This window comes from Blautia sp. aa_0143 (assembly GCF_004167315.1).
In the GTDB taxonomy this organism is placed as follows: Bacteria; Bacillota; Clostridia; order Lachnospirales; family Lachnospiraceae; genus Blautia_A; species Blautia_A fusiformis.
In genome coordinates this window covers 75,046-95,289 of record NZ_RCXU01000004.1, presented here as the reverse complement: position 1 = coordinate 95,289, position 20,244 = coordinate 75,046, and the positions used below count along the sequence as shown (strand labels likewise).

At 46.5% G+C, this 20,244-nt stretch carries 17 protein-coding genes, 7 tRNA genes and 1 riboswitch; of the genes, 18 read left to right on the top strand and 6 right to left on the bottom strand.

Annotated elements, in window-relative coordinates; all coding sequences use genetic code 11:
• Positions 1-34: 34 nt before the first annotated feature.
• Positions 35-215: riboswitch (NiCo riboswitch) on the top strand.
• A gap of 200 nt (positions 216-415) precedes the next feature.
• From EAI83_RS03015 to EAI83_RS02970, 10 genes are all read left to right on the top strand, one after another.
• Positions 416-1,345, top strand: coding sequence for a cation diffusion facilitator family transporter (locus tag EAI83_RS03015; RefSeq protein ID WP_015526022.1), 930 nt, complete (start codon positions 416-418; stop codon positions 1,343-1,345).
• A gap of 305 nt (positions 1,346-1,650) precedes the next feature.
• On the top strand, positions 1,651-1,854 hold the full coding sequence (locus tag EAI83_RS03010; protein WP_015526021.1) for a hypothetical protein: 204 nt from the start codon (positions 1,651-1,653) through the stop codon (positions 1,852-1,854).
• Positions 1,855-1,966: 112 nt separating this feature from the next.
• Positions 1,967-2,299: a rhodanese-like domain-containing protein gene (locus EAI83_RS03005; RefSeq protein ID WP_022426533.1), complete on the top strand. Its 333-nt coding sequence runs from the start codon at positions 1,967-1,969 to the stop codon at positions 2,297-2,299.
• A 126-nt stretch (positions 2,300-2,425) separates the two neighbouring features.
• Positions 2,426-2,968, top strand: a complete 543-nt coding sequence (gene yfcE / locus EAI83_RS03000) for a phosphodiesterase (protein ID WP_129974588.1) — start codon at positions 2,426-2,428, stop codon at positions 2,966-2,968.
• Complete coding sequence (locus EAI83_RS02995; protein ID WP_021650290.1) at positions 2,965-4,122, top strand: THUMP domain-containing class I SAM-dependent RNA methyltransferase; 1,158 nt, start codon at positions 2,965-2,967, stop codon at positions 4,120-4,122. Before yfcE ends, EAI83_RS02995 begins: the two co-directional genes overlap by 4 nt.
• Positions 4,119-4,703, top strand: a complete 585-nt coding sequence (locus EAI83_RS02990; protein ID WP_015526017.1) for an XTP/dITP diphosphatase — start codon at positions 4,119-4,121, stop codon at positions 4,701-4,703. Before EAI83_RS02995 ends, EAI83_RS02990 begins: the two co-directional genes overlap by 4 nt.
• Positions 4,700-5,179 carry a metallophosphoesterase family protein gene (locus tag EAI83_RS02985; RefSeq protein WP_021650292.1) on the top strand — a complete coding sequence of 160 codons (480 nt, stop codon included), beginning with the start codon at positions 4,700-4,702 and terminating at the stop codon, positions 5,177-5,179. The genes EAI83_RS02990 and EAI83_RS02985 overlap by 4 nt, the downstream gene beginning before the upstream one ends.
• Positions 5,180-5,417: 238 nt before the next feature.
• Complete coding sequence (locus EAI83_RS02980; RefSeq protein ID WP_118608104.1) at positions 5,418-5,999, top strand: hypothetical protein; 582 nt, start codon at positions 5,418-5,420, stop codon at positions 5,997-5,999.
• Positions 5,996-7,627, top strand: coding sequence for a GH3 family domain-containing protein (locus EAI83_RS02975; protein WP_114002198.1), 1,632 nt, complete (start codon positions 5,996-5,998; stop codon positions 7,625-7,627). Before EAI83_RS02980 ends, EAI83_RS02975 begins: the two co-directional genes overlap by 4 nt.
• Positions 7,628-7,629: 2 nt before the next feature.
• Positions 7,630-10,173, top strand: a complete 2,544-nt coding sequence (locus EAI83_RS02970) for a histidine kinase N-terminal 7TM domain-containing diguanylate cyclase/phosphohydrolase (RefSeq protein ID WP_129974587.1) — start codon at positions 7,630-7,632, stop codon at positions 10,171-10,173.
• A 68-nt stretch (positions 10,174-10,241) separates the two neighbouring features.
• Here the strand turns inward: EAI83_RS02970 and EAI83_RS02965 are convergent, their stop codons facing one another.
• A complete protein-coding gene (locus EAI83_RS02965) occupies positions 10,242-11,015 on the bottom strand; it encodes a hypothetical protein (RefSeq protein WP_015526012.1) in 774 nt (257 codons plus the stop codon).
• 262 nt (positions 11,016-11,277) lie between these two features.
• Between EAI83_RS02965 and EAI83_RS02960 the strand changes: the two genes are divergently transcribed.
• From EAI83_RS02960 to EAI83_RS02930, 7 genes are all read left to right on the top strand, one after another.
• Positions 11,278-11,352 (top strand) — tRNA-Pro (locus EAI83_RS02960).
• 27 nt (positions 11,353-11,379) lie between these two features.
• Positions 11,380-11,450 (top strand) — tRNA-Gly (locus tag EAI83_RS02955).
• A gap of 18 nt (positions 11,451-11,468) precedes the next feature.
• Positions 11,469-11,542: transfer RNA gene (locus tag EAI83_RS02950), tRNA-Arg, on the top strand.
• Positions 11,543-11,547: 5 nt separating this feature from the next.
• Positions 11,548-11,621: transfer RNA gene (locus tag EAI83_RS02945), tRNA-His, on the top strand.
• A gap of 10 nt (positions 11,622-11,631) precedes the next feature.
• Positions 11,632-11,703: transfer RNA gene (locus EAI83_RS02940), tRNA-Gln, on the top strand.
• Positions 11,704-11,713: 10 nt separating this feature from the next.
• Positions 11,714-11,786 (top strand) — tRNA-Lys (locus EAI83_RS02935).
• A gap of 67 nt (positions 11,787-11,853) precedes the next feature.
• Positions 11,854-11,933 (top strand) — tRNA-Leu (locus EAI83_RS02930).
• 131 nt (positions 11,934-12,064) lie between these two features.
• On the opposite strand, the gene EAI83_RS02925 is transcribed toward EAI83_RS02930, so the two are convergent.
• The 3 genes from EAI83_RS02925 to EAI83_RS02915 all read right to left on the bottom strand — a co-directional run bounded on the left by EAI83_RS02925 (position 12,065) and on the right by EAI83_RS02915 (position 16,908).
• Positions 12,065-13,111: a transglutaminase domain-containing protein gene (locus tag EAI83_RS02925; RefSeq protein WP_129974586.1), complete on the bottom strand. Its 1,047-nt coding sequence runs from the start codon at positions 13,109-13,111 to the stop codon at positions 12,065-12,067.
• Between the two features lie 147 nt (positions 13,112-13,258).
• A complete protein-coding gene (locus tag EAI83_RS02920; RefSeq protein ID WP_129974607.1) occupies positions 13,259-15,145 on the bottom strand; it encodes an ABC transporter ATP-binding protein in 1,887 nt (628 codons plus the stop codon).
• 11 nt (positions 15,146-15,156) lie between these two features.
• Positions 15,157-16,908 (bottom strand): ABC transporter ATP-binding protein, encoded by a 1,752-nt coding sequence (locus EAI83_RS02915; RefSeq protein ID WP_118368619.1) that lies wholly within the window; start codon positions 16,906-16,908, stop codon positions 15,157-15,159.
• A gap of 262 nt (positions 16,909-17,170) precedes the next feature.
• Here EAI83_RS02915 and EAI83_RS02910 point away from each other — a divergent pair, with 262 nt between their 5' ends.
• Positions 17,171-17,560, top strand: a complete 390-nt coding sequence (locus tag EAI83_RS02910) for a metal-dependent transcriptional regulator (RefSeq protein WP_021650299.1) — start codon at positions 17,171-17,173, stop codon at positions 17,558-17,560.
• A 54-nt stretch (positions 17,561-17,614) separates the two neighbouring features.
• Here EAI83_RS02910 and EAI83_RS02905 read toward each other — a convergent pair whose 3' ends face one another.
• Both EAI83_RS02905 and EAI83_RS02900 read right to left on the bottom strand, forming a co-directional pair.
• Positions 17,615-18,559, bottom strand: a complete 945-nt coding sequence (locus EAI83_RS02905) for a DMT family transporter (protein WP_129974606.1) — start codon at positions 18,557-18,559, stop codon at positions 17,615-17,617.
• A 139-nt stretch (positions 18,560-18,698) separates the two neighbouring features.
• Positions 18,699-19,931, bottom strand: a complete 1,233-nt coding sequence (locus tag EAI83_RS02900) for an argininosuccinate synthase (protein WP_015526007.1) — start codon at positions 19,929-19,931, stop codon at positions 18,699-18,701.
• Between the last annotated feature and the right edge of the window lie 313 nt (positions 19,932-20,244).

Sequence of the window (20,244 nt, the reverse complement as noted above, 5' to 3'; positions counted from 1 at the left end):
GCACTGCATTACATTCGAACAGGATGCGAGATCAACAGTACAAACTGAGCAGGCGATGCTTTTCGGAATCGAAAATATTTATCGAAGGCATGGGGCCGGGCCGCAGGAAGCGGCAGCGGATATGGATTTAAACGTAATTGCAAAGAACCTGCATTCACGGAATATGAGGTGAAGCAGAATGTGACTTTGCTTTCAGACATATCTGCGGGACAGTGTATGTTTCGCAGGTATGTCTTTTTTACTGCAAAATATGGATGGAACAGAAGGTAGAAGCTGGGATATCCCTATACAGAAAAGAAAGAACACCGGCGGAAAATCGCACTGCAGCGAGTAGTGAAGGAACCGCCGGTTTTTTCACGGAAAATGTTGTGCCATAAGAAGAACCTGATCATATATTTAAAAGGAGATTCTGTTTATGGAACACACAGAAAACAAAACAATTATACATGATACAGAAAAAACAGCTTCATGGGAACAGCAGACAGCAATGAAGGTATCCGGGATCAGTATTCTGGTAAACCTTTTATTATCTGTATTTAAACTGATCGCAGGTATTGTGGCACATTCAGGAGCGATGATTTCGGATGCCATTCATTCTGCATCAGATGTGGGAAGCACCTTCATCGTAATCATCGGTGTCCGTCTTTCAGCAAAGAAATCGGACAAAGAGCACCAGTACGGACATGAAAGAATGGAGTGTGTCTCTTCCATTGTCCTTGCAGGAATGCTGCTTGTCACTGGTCTTGGAATCGGAATTACCGGTGCCCGTGATATCGTAAAAAGCACATCCGGTGGAACCATTGCCATTCCGGGAACACTTGCACTGATTGCAGCAGTGGTATCCATTGTGGTAAAAGAGTGGATGTTCTGGTATACAAGAGGTGCTGCAAAGAAGATCAATTCAGGAGCCCTGATGGCAGATGCATGGCACCATCGTTCAGATGCACTTTCCTCTATCGGAGCGTTTGTCGGCATCTTCGGTGCAAGACTGGGATACCCGATTCTGGACCCGATCGCCAGTATCGTGATCTGCGTTATGATCGCCAAGGCATCGATCGACATTTTCAGGGATGCCATTGACAAGATGGTAGATCATTCCTGTGATGCAAAAACTGAGGAATTCATGAAGAGAGAGATCCTCAAGGTACCGGGCGTCAGAAGAGTAGACCTTCTTAAAACCCGTCTTTTCGGATCCAAGATGTATGTGGATATCGAGATCGCAGCAGATGGAAATATTTCCCTTTTTGATGCACATGATATTGCGGAAAATGTACATCATACGATCGAGAATAAATTCAAAGATGTAAAGCACTGTATGGTGCATGTAAATCCGATCAACGGATAAAAAAACAAGCTGCCGGAGCAACTGTGATCGTCATCCGGCGGCTTGTTTTTGTATAGAGAAACACCCGGTAGGGGAGCTACCGGGTGTTTCGAGGGGAGTATAAATAATTAAATAAGGGGTTATGTAAAAAAAATTTTTGAAGGGTAAATTCTTTTTACAAGAATGATTATAATATAAACTGGAAAAAAAAGCAATATGATTTTGGCGAATAATCTCCAAACTTTTTGGGATACTATTTCCTGTAATAAAAAGCGGCAGAAAGCTTCGGAAAGCCGTAAAATCAACTTCATCAGGAGGTAATTCAAATGGCGAAAAATTACGAAACAGACAGAAATGAGTCTAATTATGCAGGAAAAAATCACGGGGAAAGTGCTTCCAGAAATTGCGGAAAAAACAGCTCTAAGAACAATTCTGGAAATTCTTCCAGGAACAGTTCCAAAAGCAGCTACGGAAACAAAATTTCCGATGAATATGATTCTGAGAAGGACAGAGGCTCTGACAGATATTAAAGGATAAGAAAAGCGGGAAAAGTCAGAGATGGCTTTTCCCGCTTAAATACATATAAGGGAACATTCACCCGGAAGTTTCCATATAATATACCAAAAAGAGGAGATTTTTTCCATGTTTCAGATCGAAACTATCTCTGCAAAAATGCTGGATTATTATGTGGAGCGCAGCGACGCTGTTATCATAGATCTCCGGGATCCTGCCGCCTACAGAAGGGGACATGTCCGGAACGCGGTAAATATTCCATACAGAGAGCTGGAGGAATATCTTGAGAAAAAACAGGATCAGAAATATCGTTTTCCCAAAGATAAGCTGCTGATATTTTACTGCGACCGCGGCGGCGCCAGCATGCAGGCTGCCCGGAGCCTGGCAAGACAGGGCTGTCGTACCAGGTCCGTGATCGGTGGATTTGCAGCCTACAGAGGGAGAAATCTTGTGCGCGGATAAAAAAAGCGGACGATATCAAAATAGATTGCGAATGCATATCTGTAACAAATCTTGTATTTTAAAGGAAATCATGATAATGTAAAGAACAGAGATAAAAACCAATACAAATTACAAGGAGAAAAGCTTATGAAATATATGTTTGCGTCCGATGTACATGGTTCGGCATATTACTGCCGGAAAATGCTGGAAGCATATGACAAGGAGAAGGCGGAGAGACTGGTGCTTCTGGGAGATCTGCTTTATCACGGACCAAGAAATGACCTTCCGAAGGAATACGCACCAAAGGAAGTCATCCGCCTTTTAAATGAGAGAAAAAACCAGATCTATGCAGTACGCGGAAACTGTGAGGCAGAGGTGGATCAGATGGTCCTGGACTTCCCGGTTATGGCAGATTACTGTATCCTTGCCATCGAAGGAAAAACGATGTACGCCACACACGGTCATATCTATAATAAGGATAATCTTCCGCCGATGATGGACGGAGACGTTCTGATCCACGGTCATACACATGTGCTGAAGGCAGAAAATATGGGAAATTATATCCTTCTGAACCCAGGTTCCGTATCCATTCCAAAGGAGGGTAACCCGCCGACCTATGCAATTCTTGAGAACGGAATTTTTACCATTAAAGATTTTGAAGGAAATACAGTACGGGAGATCACTTTATGAATCTGTGGGAATTAACGGCGCCCTGTCATTTTGGAACAGAGGCGGTGCTGAAGCGTGAAATACTGGATCTTGGCTATGAAGTGACCAGGGTGGAAGACGGAAGAGTAACCTTTGAGGCTGATGCCCAGGGTGTGGCAGACGCCAATCTATTCCTTCGTACCACAGAACGTGTGCTTCTGAAAGTAGGCGAAGTAAAGGCTGAGACTTTTGATGAGCTTTTTGAAAAGACCAAGGCTCTCCCATGGGAGAATTACATACCGAAAAACGGTAAATTCTGGGTAGCCAAGGCAAACTCCATCAAAAGTAAGCTTTTCAGTCCATCTGATATCCAGTCCATTATGAAAAAAGCCATTGTAGAGCGTCTCAAAGGCATCTACGGGATTTCCTGGTTTCCGGAAGACGGTCCGGAATTTCCTATCCGTGTGGCCTTTATGAAAGACGTAGCTCTGATCGGAATCGACACTTCAGGAGTATCCCTCCATAAGAGAGGGTATCGCCAGATGACTGTCAAGGCACCTATCACCGAGACTCTTGCCAGCGCTCTTTTGATGCTCACCCCCTGGAAAAAGGATCGTATTCTTGTCGATCCGTTCTGCGGAAGCGGCACCTTTCCTATTGAGGCGGCAATGATGGCAGCGGATATGGCGCCGGGACTGAACCGTCATTTTCTGGCCGAGAGCTGGGAGCATCTGATCCCGAAGGAATGCTGGGAGGATGCAAGAGAAGAAGCCAGAGAACGTGTAAATCTTGATATTGAAACCGATATCCAGGGCTTTGATATCGATGCAGCTGCCATCAAGGCAGCACGCGCCAACGCAAAAATGGCAGGAGTGGACAGACTGATCCATTTCCAGCAGCGCCCGGTCAGTGAACTCCGCCATTCCAAACCCTTTGGTTTTATCGTGACAAATCCGCCATATGGTGAGCGGATCGAAGAAAAATCCAATCTCCCTGCACTGTACCGTGAGATCGGTGAAAGCTATAAGGGGCTGGATCGCTGGTCCATGTATCTGATCACTGCCTATGACAAGGCAGAGAATGACATCGGCCGAAAGGCAGATAAAAACCGTAAGATCTATAACGGAATGATGAAAACCTACTATTACCAGTTTCTTGGACCACGTCCGCCGAAGAAAGGAAGTATTAAAGAATGAAAAAGATCATTTTTGCTACCGGAAATGAGGATAAAATGAAGGAGATCCGAAGGATACTTGCGGATCCTTCTCTGGAGATCCTTTCCCTGAAGGATGCTGGGATCCATGCGGATATTGACGAAAATGGAAAAAGCTTTGAAGAAAATGCCATGATCAAGGCAGAAGCAATCAGTAAAATGACCGGCGAGATCGTTCTGGCAGATGATTCCGGTCTGGAGATCGACTATCTGAACAAAGAGCCGGGAATCTATTCCGCACGCTATATGGGTGAGGATACTTCTTACCATATTAAAAACGCAAACCTGATCCAGCGTCTGGAAGGTGTACCCGATGAGAAACGTACTGCACGTTTTGTATGTGCTATTGCGGCAGTTTTCCCGGATGGCAGAAGAAAGACAGTCCGTGCTGCCATGGAAGGCCGCATCGGCTACGAGGAAAAAGGGGAGAATGGCTTTGGCTATGACCCGATCTTTTATCTTCCGGAATATGGCTGTACTTCCGCAGAGCTTTCCATGGAAGAAAAGAACAGGATCAGCCATCGTGGAAAAGCTCTTTGCCTTATAAAGGAAGAGCTTGTATGAAGGTGCTGATCGTAAGCGATACTCACGGAAGAGATGAAAACCTGGAGATCGCGATAAATCGGGAGGCTCCTTTTGACATGCTGGTACATTGCGGAGATGTGGAAGGCAGAGAATTTTATATCGAAGCCCTTGCAGAATGTCCCTGCAGTATTGTGTCCGGAAATAATGATTTTTTCTCGGATCTTCCGAGAGAAGATGTGATCGAGGTCGAGGGAAATAAGATCCTGGTAACTCACGGTCATTACTACGGTGTATCCATGGCCTTTGATCAGCTGGCAGAAGCTGCCCGCTCAAGGGGATGCAATGCGGCTTTTTTCGGACATATCCACGTACCGGTTGTTGAAAAGGAAGCAGGTGTGCTTCTGGTAAATCCCGGAAGTCTGGCTTATCCCAGACAACGGGGACGCCGTCCAAGCTATGCAGTAATGGAGACAGATGGAAAGGGCGAAATGCACGTAGAGATCCGTTACCTCTGATTCCGGCAGAAAAAACAAATAAACTGTCATAATTGATAAAATTTGTGCCAATATTCAGCATATATTAGTCAAAAACGATTGCGAAAGTCAGCTATGTGCTATATAATGAACAAGTAGTTGTTTTCCAGTAATATAGAGCATTCTTTAGGGTACTGACCATGAATGGGTCTCGTTCCTGAGAATGCAGCAGAGCGGAATGAGAAGGTCCGCTTTACATAAATGAAGGGGGAAAATACGCATGACTGCGGTTATTATAGGGAGTATCGGCTTTTTATGCTGCTTCCTGTATGATCATAACAGTATCCGATTGAAAAAAAGCTTTCTTCATCCGTTTTTTAGCATAGGATGTTTCCTGATCGCAGTGTCAACAGGTCTGGTGATCCGGAGCTGCTGGCCGCGGCGGGGAAGTTCTTTTTTTATTTCTGCTGTTTTTCTGACAGCAGCGATCCTGTTTCTGGGACTGTTGATCTATACATTGTTTTTTGCGCTGCCCTTTGATGAGACATATGTCAAAGAAAATCATGAAAGGCTGGCCTATACAGAGGGTGTTTATGCACTCTGCCGACATCCTGGCGTTCTGTGGTTCGCCGGATTTTATTTTTGCCTGGCCGGATTTCTGGGATCCGGGAAGGCAATGGGGGCTTTTGGGGTCCTTATTGTATGGAACATATTGTACATTTTTTACCAGGACAGGATCGTGTTTCCGGAAACATTCAGTAATTACGGAGCGTATCAGCAGACAACTCCCTTTCTGATCCCAGACCGAAACAGTACAGCTGCCTGCATAAAAACATGGCGAAAAGGGGGGAAAAGGCGGTGAGTCTTGGCGAAAAGCTTCGAAAACAGCAGTATGATGCTATCTGGAAAGAATATTGCGGATTTCTTGATCTGACAATGCAGGATTACATGAAGATCCAGAATCGTCTGATGGAAGAGCAGATCCAGCTCTGGTCAGACTGTGAACTGGGCAAAAGCATTCTGAAGGGCAGGAGACCGTCCGGGATCGACGAGTTCCGTCGGCTGGTACCTCTTACCACTTATGAGGATTATGCGGATATGCTCCTCCAGAAGAGAAGTGAAACTCTTCCGGGGAATCCGATCATCTGGATACAGACGACCTGGGAAGGCGGACGCCATCCGATAAAGGTAGCACCATACACAAGAAGTATGCTGGATACCTACAGGAACAATGTAGTTGCCTGCCTCATATTAGCTACAAGCCGTGAAAAGGGCAAATTTGATGTGGAGGAAACGGACAAGATCCTTTACGGACTGGCACCGTTGCCTTTTGCTACCGGCCTTTTTCCACTGGCGCTGAAAGAAGATATCGACATCCGTTTTCTTCCGGAAGTGGAAGATGCGGTAAATATGAGCTTTGGTGAGCGGAACAAAGAGGGCTTCAAGATGGCTATGAAACAGGACGTGGAATTTTTCTTCGGACTTGGAAGTGTGGCCTATGCAGTAAGCCAGAGCCTCACCGGAAGCGTATCATCAGGAAAAAGCAAAACCTCCTTTTCGGAACTTCTGCAGTATAAACCAAAGATGCTGAAAAGGATCCTGAATGCCAAAAAGATCTGTAAGAAGGAGAAACGGGAGCTTCTTCCGAAAGACCTTTTTCACCTGAAGGGATTTATGGTGGCAGGAACCGACAACCAGTGCTATAAGGATGATCTGGAGGAAATGTGGGGAGTTCGGCCCATGGAGCTTTTTGCAGGAACGGAACCTTCCATTATAGGAACCGAGACCTGGACCAGGAACGGAATGTACTTTTTCCCGGATACCTGCTTTTATGAATTTATCACCGAAAAGGATATGCTCCATAATTATGAGGATCCCACGTTCACTCCTCCGACCTATCTTATGGATGAGGTTGTTCCCGGGGAGAAATATGAGCTTGTGATCACTGTGTTGAAGGGCGGAGCCTTTGCCAGGTACCGTGTGGGAGATATGTATCGATGCGTGGGTCTTACCAACCAGGAGGATCGGACACAGATCCCAAGATTTGAGTACATAGACCGTGTTCCGTGGATCATTGATATCGCAGGCTTTACCAGGATTTCGGAAAATGGTATCAAAAGTGTGATCCAGCTGTCCGGGCAGCCGGTTACGGATTGGATCGCAGTGAAAGAATATAATGAGAAAAAACGCCCATATCTGCATCTTTATATAGAAGTAAAAAAAGAAGCGCTGATGTATCAGGCTATGAGCACGGATATTCTGAAAGAACTTCTGACCACGTATTTCAAATATATCGATCAGGATTACCGGGATCTGAAGAAAATCCTGGGAATGGATCCCCTTGTGGTGACCATCCTGCGCTGTGGTACCTTTCATCTGTATGAGTCCAGAAAAGGACGGAAACCACGGCATATGAGCACTCCTTATTATGAGGTGGCGGAACTTTTGAGACTGCAGGATGAAATCGGATTCGGGAATATGAGGAAGTAACTATGGAAAGCTATATATCATTTTCAATCATTTCAGTTTTTTTCTATACATTTATGATACTGACTCTTCTGGCTGGTAAGCGCAGCCGGATCATCAACAGTTTCATGTGTGTGCTGGGAGGAATGCTCTGCTGGACGTTGGGCTCTTTTCTGATGCGTATGGAGGCAGGACCCTCTTACATCCTGTGGTATTATGTGTCTCTGGCCGGAATCCTGTTTCTGCCATATTTTTACTATGTGTTCATCAGTGAATTCATGGGAGTGCGTATGGGCAGAAAAAGCAAGATCCCATTGCTTTTGATGCTGCTGCTTTTTGCAATCAACATCCCGGGCGGGATCATCCTGCGCTGGCCGGATCTGATCCGTAAAAACGGTGGTGCGCATTTTGTTTATAAGATCACACCCTGGTTCCTTCTGTTCTTTGTGGTGGCAGGAATCACCATTATTCAGATCTTTATCACCATGTACCGCGGATGCCGGAGACATCCCGGATACCGCAAACAGATCGAACCGATCCTTGTGGGGATACTGATCATTTTTGTGGGAAACCTTGCGCTGGCAGTGCCGGTATTTTCCGGATTCCCCATCGATATTGTCAGCGGTCTGATCAATGCTGTCCTGATGCTTTATGCACTGACCAGAAGACGGCTGTTCCAGATGCGCCGTCTTGCGTCAGATGGGGTTTGCTTTGGTGTGGGCGTGGTCCTGACGGTAGTACTGTTTATCAATCTTTCACCGTACCTGATGAGTTATATCCGAATGCTGCTCCCTGCAGCCAGTGAGTATCATGTGCTGATCTTTTCTTTCGTTTTTCTTATATCTGCATGGCTGGTCACAGTGCTGTGGAAATGTCTGATGAACAATGTTTTTATCAAAAAAGAGATCCAGCAGTCTCAGGAGCTGAAAGATTTTAGCCAGTCAGTATCCAGGACACTCCGGGTAGGAGAGATCCTGCGCAATACGGTAAATGTGTTGAAGGAAACTACCAATGCAGGACGGATCTATATTTGTCTGAGAGACAAAAAATCAGGGGAATATCAGGCTGTTTACAGCAACCGTCCGTTGAACGATCTGACCTTTTCACTGAAAGCGGATAATCCGGTGGTCACCTGGCTTACCAGAAATGAGGACTGTGTGGTGATCCGGGATTTTCGTTCTTCCACAGCCTACAAATCCATGTGGGAGTCGGAAAAACATATGTTTTCAGAGCTGGGTATCGAATACTGTGCAGGTCTTCGCCAGAATGATGATCTGGCCGGGATTATTGCGATTTCCGGTGACGGACACAGAAATCTGAACCATAATGATCTGGCCATGCTGTCTTCGGTCAGTTCGGTAGCTTCCATTGCCATCAAAAATGCCAGACTTTATGAGGCGGCATGGACTGAGGCAAGGACCGATGAACTGACGGGCCTTCTGAACCGGAAATATTTTTATGAGATCCTGGATGAGGAATACGAAAAAAATAAAGAGGGTTCGCTTGCACTGATCCTGTTCAATATTGATGATTTCATGCTGTACAATCAGCTGTACGGAAATCAGCAGGGAGATGTTGCACTTCGAAAGGTGGCAGATATCATCCAGGCAAGTGTGGGAGAACAGGGATATGTGGCACGTCACAGTGCCAAGGAATTTGCGGTCCTGATGCCAAATTACGATATTTTTTCCGCCAGAAATCTGGCAGAATCCATACAGAAGCAGATCCTGCATATGCGCAACGATTCTGCAGACTACAAGCTGAAGATCCTTACGGTAAGCGTGGGGATCAGTGCGGCGCCTTATGCGGCACGCTCAGCAAAGGAGCTCTTGGATAATGCGGACCTGGCAGTATATCATGTAAAGCGCAGCGGTAAAAACGGCATCGAGATTTTTGACACCATGCTGAAGGAAAGCCTGGATGAAGAAAATGCGGGTAAGAAATCCGATCATGAACATATTTATCAGTCCTATGAATCCACGATCTATGCGTTGACTGCAGCCATTGATACCAAAGATCATTATACCTTCGGACATTCCAACAATGTGGCTTATTACGCAACAAGTCTTGCGAAGGCGCTGAACTATACAACGGAAATGGTGGAGATCATCCGTCAGGCGGCGCTTCTTCATGATGTTGGAAAGATCGGGATCCCGGAGCATATCCTGAACAAGGAAGGCAAGCTTACGGATGAAGAGTATGAGATCATGAAAGGTCATGTGGAGGCGTCCATCGGGATCATCCGTCACCTTCCGTCGCTGGATTATGTTATCCCTGCGGTTATCGGTCATCACGAACGTTATGACGGAAACGGCTATCCAAGGAGGATCGCGGGAGAAGATATCCCGGCATCTGCAAGGATCCTCTGCATCGCAGATTCCTTTGATGCCATGACATCCAAACGTTGTTATAAGGAACTGATGCCAGTGGAAAAAGCTCTTCGGATCATAAGAGAAGAGGAAGGAAAACAGTTCGATCCGGATATGGCGGAGGTATTTATCCACATATTTCGGGAAGGAAAGATCCATCTGGCAGAACCGGCGGAGCTGAAACGGGAAGAAAAAGCATAAAGAATATTAAGATTACGGGTCTGACAAGCTATGTCAGACCCGTTTTTGTGAAGAATATGAAGAAAGCTTTATTTATCATCTCCAGTAAGGCGAAGTACATCCCGGATCTCATCCACATTCATATCCAGGATCACGGCAAGCTCATCAATGGTGAATTTGGTGGCGTCATCATCGTCTGTGAGTTCTTTAACCGCAGCCTCCAGGTTTTCTACCTTGGATACCAGATAGTCGTCACGGAATTTCTGTTGTGTCTGTTCCTCAATGGCATGAAGGATCCCACTGCGGATACGACCACGCATCCAGGTGTCGTTTTTCTCCTGTGGGGCAGTTTCTTTGAGAGACGCCAGAAGGGCCAGATTTGCCTCCTGAATGAGATCGGCCAGGTGGATTTCCTCACAGTTCAGTTCAGCGGCCATCTGGGCTGCCTGAGCCATGTAGAACTGTGTCAGTGCACCTTCGGCAGCAGTGTCACCCTTTGCAAAGGCATGAAAGAGGGACGCAAGATCATCCGGATCAAGTCCTTCCGGGGAAAAGCTTTCCATATAGTCACTGAGATAAGCCTGTTCTTCGGCAGTAAGAGCAGCACGGGTACCCGGAAGCTCGTCCTTGTCGCTGGATTCGGATGAAACAGCATCTGCTCTGGCAGCGCCGGCAGCTTCATCGGCGCCTTCGATGGTGATCCCCTTTAATTTGAGATACTGCAGGATCTTTACAAGCTGTGAAGTGCTCAGATCCGATTCATCGAAATGATCACGGATCTGCTGCTGGGAGAGCTGCTTATTGTTTTCCTCAGCGATGGCACAGATGTCATTAAGCTTCTGCTGAAATAATTTTATATCCATGTAAAAACATCTCCTTATTATTTGCTTTTTTTCTTGACTTTAATTATGGTTTCATGATACCATAAGCCAGTCGCAAATGACAAGAAAACCTTTAAATAGGCGGAAAAAACGTGAAAAAAAGTTTTTTTAAAAAAATTCAAAAAAGGTGTTGACATTTGTAGATTGCTATAATATAATATCACTTGTCGTCAGGCAGGAAACGAAAACGAAACACAAACGAAGACGACAACAACTTAATAAAAACCATAAGTAAATGGTACATCGGGGTGTGGCTCAGCTTGGCTAGAGCGCCTGGTTTGGGACCAGGAGGCCGCAGGTTCGAATCCTGTCACCCCGACTGCTGTAAACTTATTACCGCAAGCATGCGGGTGTAGTTCAATGGTAGAACACCAGCCTTCCAAGCTGGATACGTGGGTTCGATTCCCATCACCCGCTTCTCTGAGAAGAGAGCATGTGTCTGTAGCTCAGCTGGATAGAGCAACGGCCTTCTAAGCCGTGGGTCGGGGGTTCGAATCCCTTCAGGCACGTTGTGGTGGGTATAGCGCAGTTGGTTAGCGCGCCAGATTGTGGCTCTGGAGGCCCAGGGTTCGAATCCCTGTATCCACCCTTCGCCCATTGGGCTATCGCCAAGCGGTAAGGCACAGCACTTTGACTGCTGCATTCGCTGGTTCGAATCCAGCTAGCCCAGTCCTTTTTATGGGGTATTAGCTCAGTCGGTAGAGCACTTGACTTTTAATCAAGTTGTCCGGGGTTCGAATCCCCGATGCCTCATTAGCGGAAAGCATTTGCTTTCCGTTATTTTTTTATCATCAGACAGGATGAAAATATAATTGAATATGCGGATATGGCGGAATTGGCAGACGCGCTGGTTTTAGGTACCAGTGGGCAACCGTGCAGGTTCAAGTCCTGTTATCCGCAGTGATCAAGAGGCTTTCTATAAATCTGATTTATGGAAAGTCTTTTAATTTTTAGAATTATATTCACAGAAAAATGCCACATATGCATAATGATATGTGGCATTTTGACTCTATCGAATTTCTTAAATGACGTTACAGTTTCTCCCCTTCATTCACTTCCTCAATAAACACCTTCCCTTCCGCCTGCTGTTCCACAAAATGAAATCGCAGTACAGCCTGAGGCCAGTTGAGTGTGATGATGGCTTTTTTGTCCCGTGTCTTTCCTGCGGCCTGGATCTGATCTACAAGGTCTGCGAGGACTTCACGGGTGAGATATCCGCCTCGCCAGTGGAAGGTGAATTCGCGGCCTTTTTTTGCGGCCTGGAGGGCACGTTTGTATACGTCTTCCAATTTGGTGAAGGACAGCTTTTTCTCACGGTAATAAAAGTGGTTTCCATCCGGGCAGGGAGGTGCCGGAGCGATCAGTGGTTCATGGTCACGGAAGATGTTTTTGTCATCCAGATTAAAATAATCGTAACGGATACTGGTTGAGCCGTCTTCGTTTTTGCCCAGAGTATTATCGAAGGTGGCATCCAGATGATAGTATTGTCCGTTGATCCGGACGATGTTCCAGGTATGACGGTATTTGATCCCTTTTTTCGGATTGTTCCCACAGATGGCGATAATACACCATACACCAAGGGCATCACAGAGGACCTTTACGGATTTGGCGATTCCCTCGCAGACACCGACACCATGGCCCAGAGGCCCGATGATCTCGTGGGAATATGGCTTTTTCAGCTTGTCGTAGCGGATATTTTCGCAGATGAAGTCATGGACATATTTTTCCTTATCCCACTCGGAAAACTTCATGGCGGTGCGCACAAGCTTGTCTACGCGGGCTCCCAGGGCTTTCTGATGCTCCCGGATTTTATTTTTGTCGAAGATATATTCAGGAATCAGTATCAGATTTGGCGAGTCCTTGTAATAACGGTATTTAAACCCCACAGCCCAGAAAATCTCCGGGTGATCCAGACGAAGCTGGAAAAATACATCATAGAGCCAGTTTCCATCGGTGGTTGGTACCTGCGGGATCAGGAACTCGTCGGAAAGCTCCATAAGCCCGTGAAGCATTGCACGGTACACGTTTTGTTTATCTTTCGGCATTTTGCCGTAGTAATATTCTTCAGTTTGTTTCATATATAAAAATACGGAGACTCCTTTCCGGAAAAATAGATTTCAATCAAAGATTATAGCATAAAAAAACATGCAGGACTATCAGAAAAGATACACCCTGCATGTTTTTGGTATTGAATATTTTAGATCGAAAATAACTGTGAGCCTGGATCAGCCGTTATACAGCTGATAATACCGGCCCTTCTGTGTAAGCAGCTCCTCGTGGGAACCACGCTCGATGATGTGTCCCTGCTCCAGGACCATGATGCAGTCACTGTTGCGTACTGTGGAAAGTCTGTGGGCGATCACAAAGGTCGTCCTGCCTTCCATCAGCTTATCCATACCATCCTGTACAAGCTTTTCGGTACGGGTATCAATGGAGCTGGTGGCCTCGTCCAGAATCAGGACGGGTGGGTCTGCAACGGCTGCACGGGCAATGGAGAGAAGCTGTCGCTGGCCCTGACTTAAGTTTGCACCGTTTCCGCGGAGAAGGGTGTTATAACCCTGCGGAAGCCTGCGGATGAAACCGTCGGCATTGGCAAGCTTTGCTGCTGCGATAACCTCCTCATCTGTGGCATCCAGCTTTCCGTAGCGGATATTTTCCATAACGGTTGCTGTGAACAGGTTGGTATCCTGAAGAACGATGCCCATGGAGCGTCTGAGATCGTCTTTTTTGATCTTGGTGATGTTGATGCCGTCATAACGTATCTTACCCTTCTGAATGTCGTAAAAACGGTTCAGAAGATTGGTGATGGTGGTTTTTCCGGCGCCGGTAGAGCCTACAAAAGCGATCTTCTGGCCTGGCTGTGCATACATGTTGATGTCATGGAGAACGATCTTGTTGGAATTATAACCAAAGTCTACATCCTCCAGGACCATATCACCCTTCAGCTCGATATAATCAGTGGTACCCTCAGCTTTGTGGAAATGCTTCCATGCCCAGCGGCCGGTACGTTTGTCGGATTCGGTAAGAACACCGTTTTCCTCTTTTGCATTGACGAGAGTAACGTAGCCTTCATCCACTTCCGGTTTTTCATCCAGAAGATCAAAGATACGTTTTGCACCTGCAAGAGCCATAACAATACTGTTGAACTGCTGGCTGACCTGGTTGATAGGCATGTTGAAGCTCTTATTGAAGGTCAGGAAGCTGGCAAGCCCGCCAAGTGTGAAGCTGCCGATGCCGTTGATAGCAAGGATACCGCCCACCATGGCGCAGATCACATAGCTGACATTTCCAAGCTGTGCGACCACAGGCATCAGGATGTTGGCAAAACGGTTTGCATTGTCTGCGCTGGTGAAAAGCTGGTCGTTCAGTTCATCGAATTTCCGGATGCTTTCGTCCTCATGGCAGAAGACCTTGACAACCTTCTGACCCTCCATCATCTCTTCGATATAACCATTGACAATACCAAGGTTGGTCTGCTGCTCCAGGAAATATTTTCCGCTTAAGCCCGCAAGCTTCCGGCTGGCAGTCATCATAATGGCAACCATAAGCAGGGTAACTACAGTAAGCGGAACATTCAGGATCAGCATACTTACAAGAACACTGACGATGGTGATCACACTGGAAAGCAGCTGCGGAAAGCTCTGGCTGATCATCTGGCGCAAGGTATCAATGTCGTTGGTGTAGATGGACATGATATCGCCGTGTGCGTGAGTGTCAAAATATTTGATGGGAAGCGTTTCCATCGTTGCAAACATATCGTTTCGGAGGTTACGTAAGGTTCCCTGGGAAACATTGATCATGATACGGTTATAAGTATAGGTGGCAATAACACCAATGGCGTAAAAGCATGCCACACGTGCGATGGCTGCAGCCAGAGGCCCGAAATCCGGTGTATCTGCTGAGAGAAGCGGTGTGATATACTGGTCGATCAGGGTTTTCATGAACATGGTTCCCTGTACATTGGCAAGAACACTGATAAAAATGCAGATCACCACGATTACGATATGGATACTGTAGTTTTTAAAGATATAACGGGCAAGGCGTCCCAGAAGCTTTCCCGGCTGCTCCGGTGTTCCCATACCCCTTGGGCCAGGAACGCCCGGGCCTTTCATGTTCTGTTTTTTCAAGCCGGCTCACCTCCCTCGTCAAAATCACCGGCGCCGCCGGTCTGTGAATGAAATACTTCCTGATAAATGGCGTTGGTCTTAAGAAGCTCCTCGTGGGTACCAAAACCGTTGATCTCACCGTTATCCATAACGATGATCCGGTCCGCGTTCTGGATGCTGGAAACACGCTGTGCGATGATCAGCTTGGTGGTATCCGGGATCTCCTCAGCAAAGGCACGGCGGATCCTTGCGTCTGTGGCAGTATCTACCGCACTGGTGGAGTCATCCAGGATCAGTATCTTCGGCTTCTTCAGAAGAGCGCGGGCAATACAGAGACGTTGCTTCTGGCCTCCGGAAACATTGGAGCCGCCCTGTTCAATGAAGGTATTGTATTTGTCTGGCATTTTTTCGATGAAATCATCGGCACAGGCAAGCTGGCATGCGCGGCGGCATTCCTCCTCAGTGGCATTTTTGTCACCCCATCGGAGGTTTTCCAGAATGGTTCCTGAGAAGAGTACATTCTTCTGAAGAACAACGGAAACCTGATTTCTGAGAGATTCCAGATGGTATTTACGGACATCGATGCCTCCTACGGAAACAGAACCATCCGTTACGTCATAAAGACGGCTGATCAGGTTGACAAGGCTGGATTTTGCACTTCCGGTACCGCCGATGATCCCTATGGTCTCGCCGGAGCGGATCGAGAGATTGATATCCTTCAGAACGGGTTCCTGACTGTCTTTCTTATAGCTGAAATTTACATGATCGAAGACGATACTTCCGTCCGGGACATCTGTTACTGGATCTTCCGGATCTGTGATGTCAGCAGTATCATTGATGACTTCCGTAACACGCTCTGCGCTGGCAATACTCATTGTTACCATAACAAAAACCATGGAAAGCATCATAAGGCTCATGAGAATGTTCATGCAGTAGGTGAGAAGGCTCATAAGCTCACCGGTAGTAAGGGAGCTGCCTACGATCATTTTGGCGCCGAGCCAGCTGATCCCCAGGATACAGGCATAAACGGTAAACTGCATCAGGGGCATGTTCATGACAACGATCTTCTCAGCACTTAAGAACATTTCGTATACTTTGTTGCAGGCTTTCTGGAATTTGCTGATCTCGTAGTCTTCGCGGACATAGGCCTTGACAACGCGTACAGCGCCGATGTTTTCCTGGACACTTGCGTTCAGGTCGTCATATTTACGGAATACGGCCTGAAAATATACCGTTGCTTTTCTCATGATAAAGATCAGACAGCCTCCCAGGAAGATAACAGCGACAAGATAGATGCTTGCAAGCTTTGCATTGATAAGAAATGCCATGACCATGGCACAGATCAGACTGGCCGGTGCACGGGTACACATACGAAGGATCATCTGATAGGCGTTCTGCAGGTTGGTCACATCAGTGGTAAGACGGGTGATCAGGCCGGCAGTGCTGTATTTGTCGATGTTGGAAAAAGAAAAGGTCTGGATGTTGGTGTACATGGCTTTTCGGAGGTTTCTGGCAAAGCCTGTGGAGGCCAGTGCTCCGTATTTTCCTCCCATGACGCCGGACCAGAGTCCGCACAGGGCAAGAGCTACCATAACTGCACCCATCCGATAGATATGGCCGATATTTCCGGCTTCCACACCCTTATCAATGATGGAAGCCATGGCCAGGGGGATCAGAGTCTCAAAGAGAACTTCCAGGATCATGAAAAAAGGCGTGAGAAACGATGCCTTTTTAAACTCCCTGACCTGGGCCAGAAGGGTTTTGAGCATAAAAAATCTCCTTTCTTTACTGTTCAAAAGACAGCACTACTGGAAAGGATTCCGGGCTGCTATAGAACAGATATATTGTTCAGCTACTATTATCGGGGAAATTATTTTTAATGTCAAGATAAACATGTGCGAAATGCTTGACACAACATCCTTTAAGCGGTATATTAAAAGTTAATATTCGCCTGTAGAACAGGGAAAGAATGGGCTTCAGGTCCCTTTAGAGGGTCTATATAGAGTTAAATTTTTGCAGGGAGGATTTTATATGGAGATCAGACAGTCAGCGGAGGATTATCTTGAATCAATTCTGGTTTTATCCAAAAAAGGAGGAGGAGTTCGTTCCATTGATATTGCGACCAGACTTGGTGTTTCCAAGCCAAGCGTCAGTCACGCAATGAAGCTTCTTCGTGAGGATGGTTATATTGCTATGGACCGTTACGGTACCGTGACACTTCTGGAGAAGGGGGCAGAGATCGCCAATCAGATTTATGAGCGTCACATTGTTCTTGCCAGGATGCTGGAGGGACTTGGGGTTCCGGCAGAGATCGCAATGGAGGATGCCTGCAAGATGGAGCACGACATCAGCCAGGAGAGCTTTGAGAAGATCAAGGCACATTATAATAACTTTATTAAGAAGGAAGAAACAGCAGACTAAGAAACATGCAGACAGGCAGCCGGAAGGTAAAATACCAAACCGGCTGCCTGTTTTTTATTTATTATCTTTTTCTTTTTCCGGCAGCTGTGCCAGGATGATGGCTGCAAACATGATGACACATCCAAGGAGCTCTTTTATGGAAAGCTTCTGATCCAGGAGCACCCAGCCTGCAAGCACGGAGATGCAGGATTCAAGAGAAAGGATCAGAGAAGCAACTGTGGGATTCACATTTTTCTGGCCTACGACCTGCAGGGTGTAGGCAACACCGCAGGACATCACACCAGCATACAGGATCGGCAGCCAGGCAGTGAGAATGGAAGAAATCTGCGGATGTTCCAGAATAAGTGCCGGGATCATGGACAGGATCCCGCAGACCAGAAACTGGATACAGGAAAGCTTTACACCGTCTGCCTTCGGGGAAAAATAGTCAATCACCAGAATGTGCAGGGAAAAGAGAAAAGCACATACCAGCACCAGAATATCTCCGAGGCCAATGGAAAATCCGTCTGTGATGCAGAGAAGATAAAGTCCGACCAGTGCCATGACAACGGCTGCCCATATAAAGGGACTGCATTTCTTTTTCAGGAAAATTCCGATGATCGGGACGATGACAATGTAGCAGGCGGTGATGAAGCCGGCTTTTCCTACTGTTGTGTACTGGATACCAAACTGCTGGAAGCTGCTGGCAGCAAAAAGAGCAAATCCGCAGGCAATGCCGCCCAGCCACAGGTCACGGCTGTTATATGGCGTGGGGGATACAGCTTTTTCTGAAGGGGTTGATGAGGATTCCGGTATTGCGGAGTCTGTGGCAGCAGAGGATTTATTTCCGGAACGGTTCAGGATAAAGAGCACCGGAACCAGGACAGCGGCGCCGATCAGGGAACGGACGCCGTTGAAGGTGAAGGGGCCGACATATTCCATGCCGACACTCTGGGCAACAAAGGCGATTCCCCAGATCGTTGCGGCCAGAAGCAGGCAGAGAGAATTTTTCAGAGGCATTTTCTGTGAGTTCATGATAAAAAATCCTTTCGTTTATTAGGTATTATGTGATCAAAGCAGTATATAACAAAAGACCCCGGGGAACTTATATAGCTTCCCGGGGCATTCTTATGATCTGTCGGAACAATGTCCAACAAAATTAGTTCTGATTCTGGTTATTCTTAACTTCTGCAAGCTTCATGGCACGAACCTTCAGCGGCAGACCGAACAGAGTGATGAATCCGTCTGCATCATGATGATCATACATATCACCGGTTGTGAAGGAAGCAAGAGACTCATTGTAAAGGCTGTACGGAGAGGTTGTACCATTCTTGATGATGTTTCCTTTGTAAAGCTTGAATTTAACCTCACCGGTAACATATTTCTGAGTGGACTCAACAAATGCCTGGATAGCCTCACGGAGAGGTGTGTACCATTTTCCTTCGTAAACAACCTGTGCAAACTGGCTGCCAAGCTTTTTCTTGGCTTCCATTGTCTCACGGTCAAGGATCAGCTCCTCAAGCTGGTCATGTGCTGCCATCAGGATCGTTCCGCCAGGAGTTTCATAAACGCCACGGGATTTCATACCAACAACACGGTTCTCAACAATATCAACGATACCGATGCCGTTCTCACCGCCAAGCTTGTTCAGCTCTGTGATGATCTCGGAAACCTTCATTGCTTTTCCGTTGAGTGTTTTCGGAACACCCTGCTCGAATGTCATGGTGATCTCAGTTTCTTTATCCGGAGCCTTCTCAGGTGTTACACTTAATACAAGCATGTCATCATAGTTCGGAGCCTGGGATGGATCCTCAAGCTCAAGTCCCTCATGGCTGATGTGCCAGAGGTTTCTGTCACGGCTGTAGCTGTGACTTGCATCAAATGGAAGAGTGATGCCATGAGCCTTACAGAACTCGATTTCATCTTCACGGGACTGCATGGTCCACAGATCTGTCATACGCCATGGAGCAATGATCTTGATGTCCGGAGCGAGAGCCTTGATGCCAAGCTCGAAACGGATCTGGTCATTTCCTTTACCGGTAGCACCATGGCAGATAGCAACGGCACCCTCTTTACGTGCGATCTCAACCAGCTTCTTGGCAATGACCGGACGAGCCATGGAAGTTCCGAGAAGATAGGAATGCTCGTATACAGCACCAGCCTCTACACACGGCATGATGAAATCATCGCAGAACTCATCGACGATATCCTCGATATATAATTTGGAAGCACCGGACATTTTGGCTCTCTCTTCAAGACCGTCCAGCTCGTTTCCTTGTCCGCAGTTTACACAGCAGCAGACAACGTCATAATCAAAGGTTTCTTTCAGCCACGGGATAAGGGCTGTGGTATCAAGACCACCGGAATACGCTAAAACAACTTTTTCTTTCATAATATATGTCCTCCTGGGATTTTTTTGATTTTGTATCGCTCCGGACATTTCCGGGACGGTGAATTTTTTTACGTTATCTGGAAAAAATTATGCTGTTTTATAACTTTACCAGAGTGAATAAATATTCATGTACAACAAAACAAAATTTTCGGCTGTCCTGTCGACATGGCTTAATATACACCAGATTTTATAAATATGCAAGAGATAATTTGAAAAATATGAAAAAAATTTTGCATAAAAATGCATCTGAAAGTAGGTGATATTATAAGAAAATACAGGAAAAACAGAAAAGACCATGAAAAATCAAAGAAAA

What these genes read in the sequence shown, in the direction of transcription:
- EAI83_RS03015 (WP_015526022.1), top strand. Translation starts at nt 416, where the DNA reads ATGGAACACACAGAAAACAAAACAATTATACATGATACAGAAAAAACA.
- EAI83_RS03010 (WP_015526021.1), top strand. Translation starts at nt 1,651, where the DNA reads ATGGCGAAAAATTACGAAACAGACAGAAATGAGTCTAATTATGCAGGA.
- EAI83_RS03005 (WP_022426533.1), top strand. Translation starts at nt 1,967, where the DNA reads ATGTTTCAGATCGAAACTATCTCTGCAAAAATGCTGGATTATTATGTG.
- yfcE (WP_129974588.1), top strand. Translation starts at nt 2,426, where the DNA reads ATGAAATATATGTTTGCGTCCGATGTACATGGTTCGGCATATTACTGC.
- EAI83_RS02995 (WP_021650290.1), top strand. Translation starts at nt 2,965, where the DNA reads ATGAATCTGTGGGAATTAACGGCGCCCTGTCATTTTGGAACAGAGGCG.
- EAI83_RS02990 (WP_015526017.1), top strand. Translation starts at nt 4,119, where the DNA reads ATGAAAAAGATCATTTTTGCTACCGGAAATGAGGATAAAATGAAGGAG.
- EAI83_RS02985 (WP_021650292.1), top strand. Translation starts at nt 4,700, where the DNA reads ATGAAGGTGCTGATCGTAAGCGATACTCACGGAAGAGATGAAAACCTG.
- EAI83_RS02980 (WP_118608104.1), top strand. Translation starts at nt 5,418, where the DNA reads ATGACTGCGGTTATTATAGGGAGTATCGGCTTTTTATGCTGCTTCCTG.
- EAI83_RS02970 (WP_129974587.1), top strand. Translation starts at nt 7,630, where the DNA reads ATGGAAAGCTATATATCATTTTCAATCATTTCAGTTTTTTTCTATACA.
- EAI83_RS02965 (WP_015526012.1), bottom strand. Translation starts at nt 11,015, where the DNA reads ATGGATATAAAATTATTTCAGCAGAAGCTTAATGACATCTGTGCCATC.
- EAI83_RS02925 (WP_129974586.1), bottom strand. Translation starts at nt 13,111, where the DNA reads ATGAAACAAACTGAAGAATATTACTACGGCAAAATGCCGAAAGATAAA.
- EAI83_RS02920 (WP_129974607.1), bottom strand. Translation starts at nt 15,145, where the DNA reads ATGAAAGGCCCGGGCGTTCCTGGCCCAAGGGGTATGGGAACACCGGAG.
- EAI83_RS02915 (WP_118368619.1), bottom strand. Translation starts at nt 16,908, where the DNA reads ATGCTCAAAACCCTTCTGGCCCAGGTCAGGGAGTTTAAAAAGGCATCG.
- EAI83_RS02910 (WP_021650299.1), top strand. Translation starts at nt 17,171, where the DNA reads ATGGAGATCAGACAGTCAGCGGAGGATTATCTTGAATCAATTCTGGTT.
- EAI83_RS02905 (WP_129974606.1), bottom strand. Translation starts at nt 18,559, where the DNA reads ATGCCTCTGAAAAATTCTCTCTGCCTGCTTCTGGCCGCAACGATCTGG.
- EAI83_RS02900 (WP_015526007.1), bottom strand. Translation starts at nt 19,931, where the DNA reads ATGAAAGAAAAAGTTGTTTTAGCGTATTCCGGTGGTCTTGATACCACA.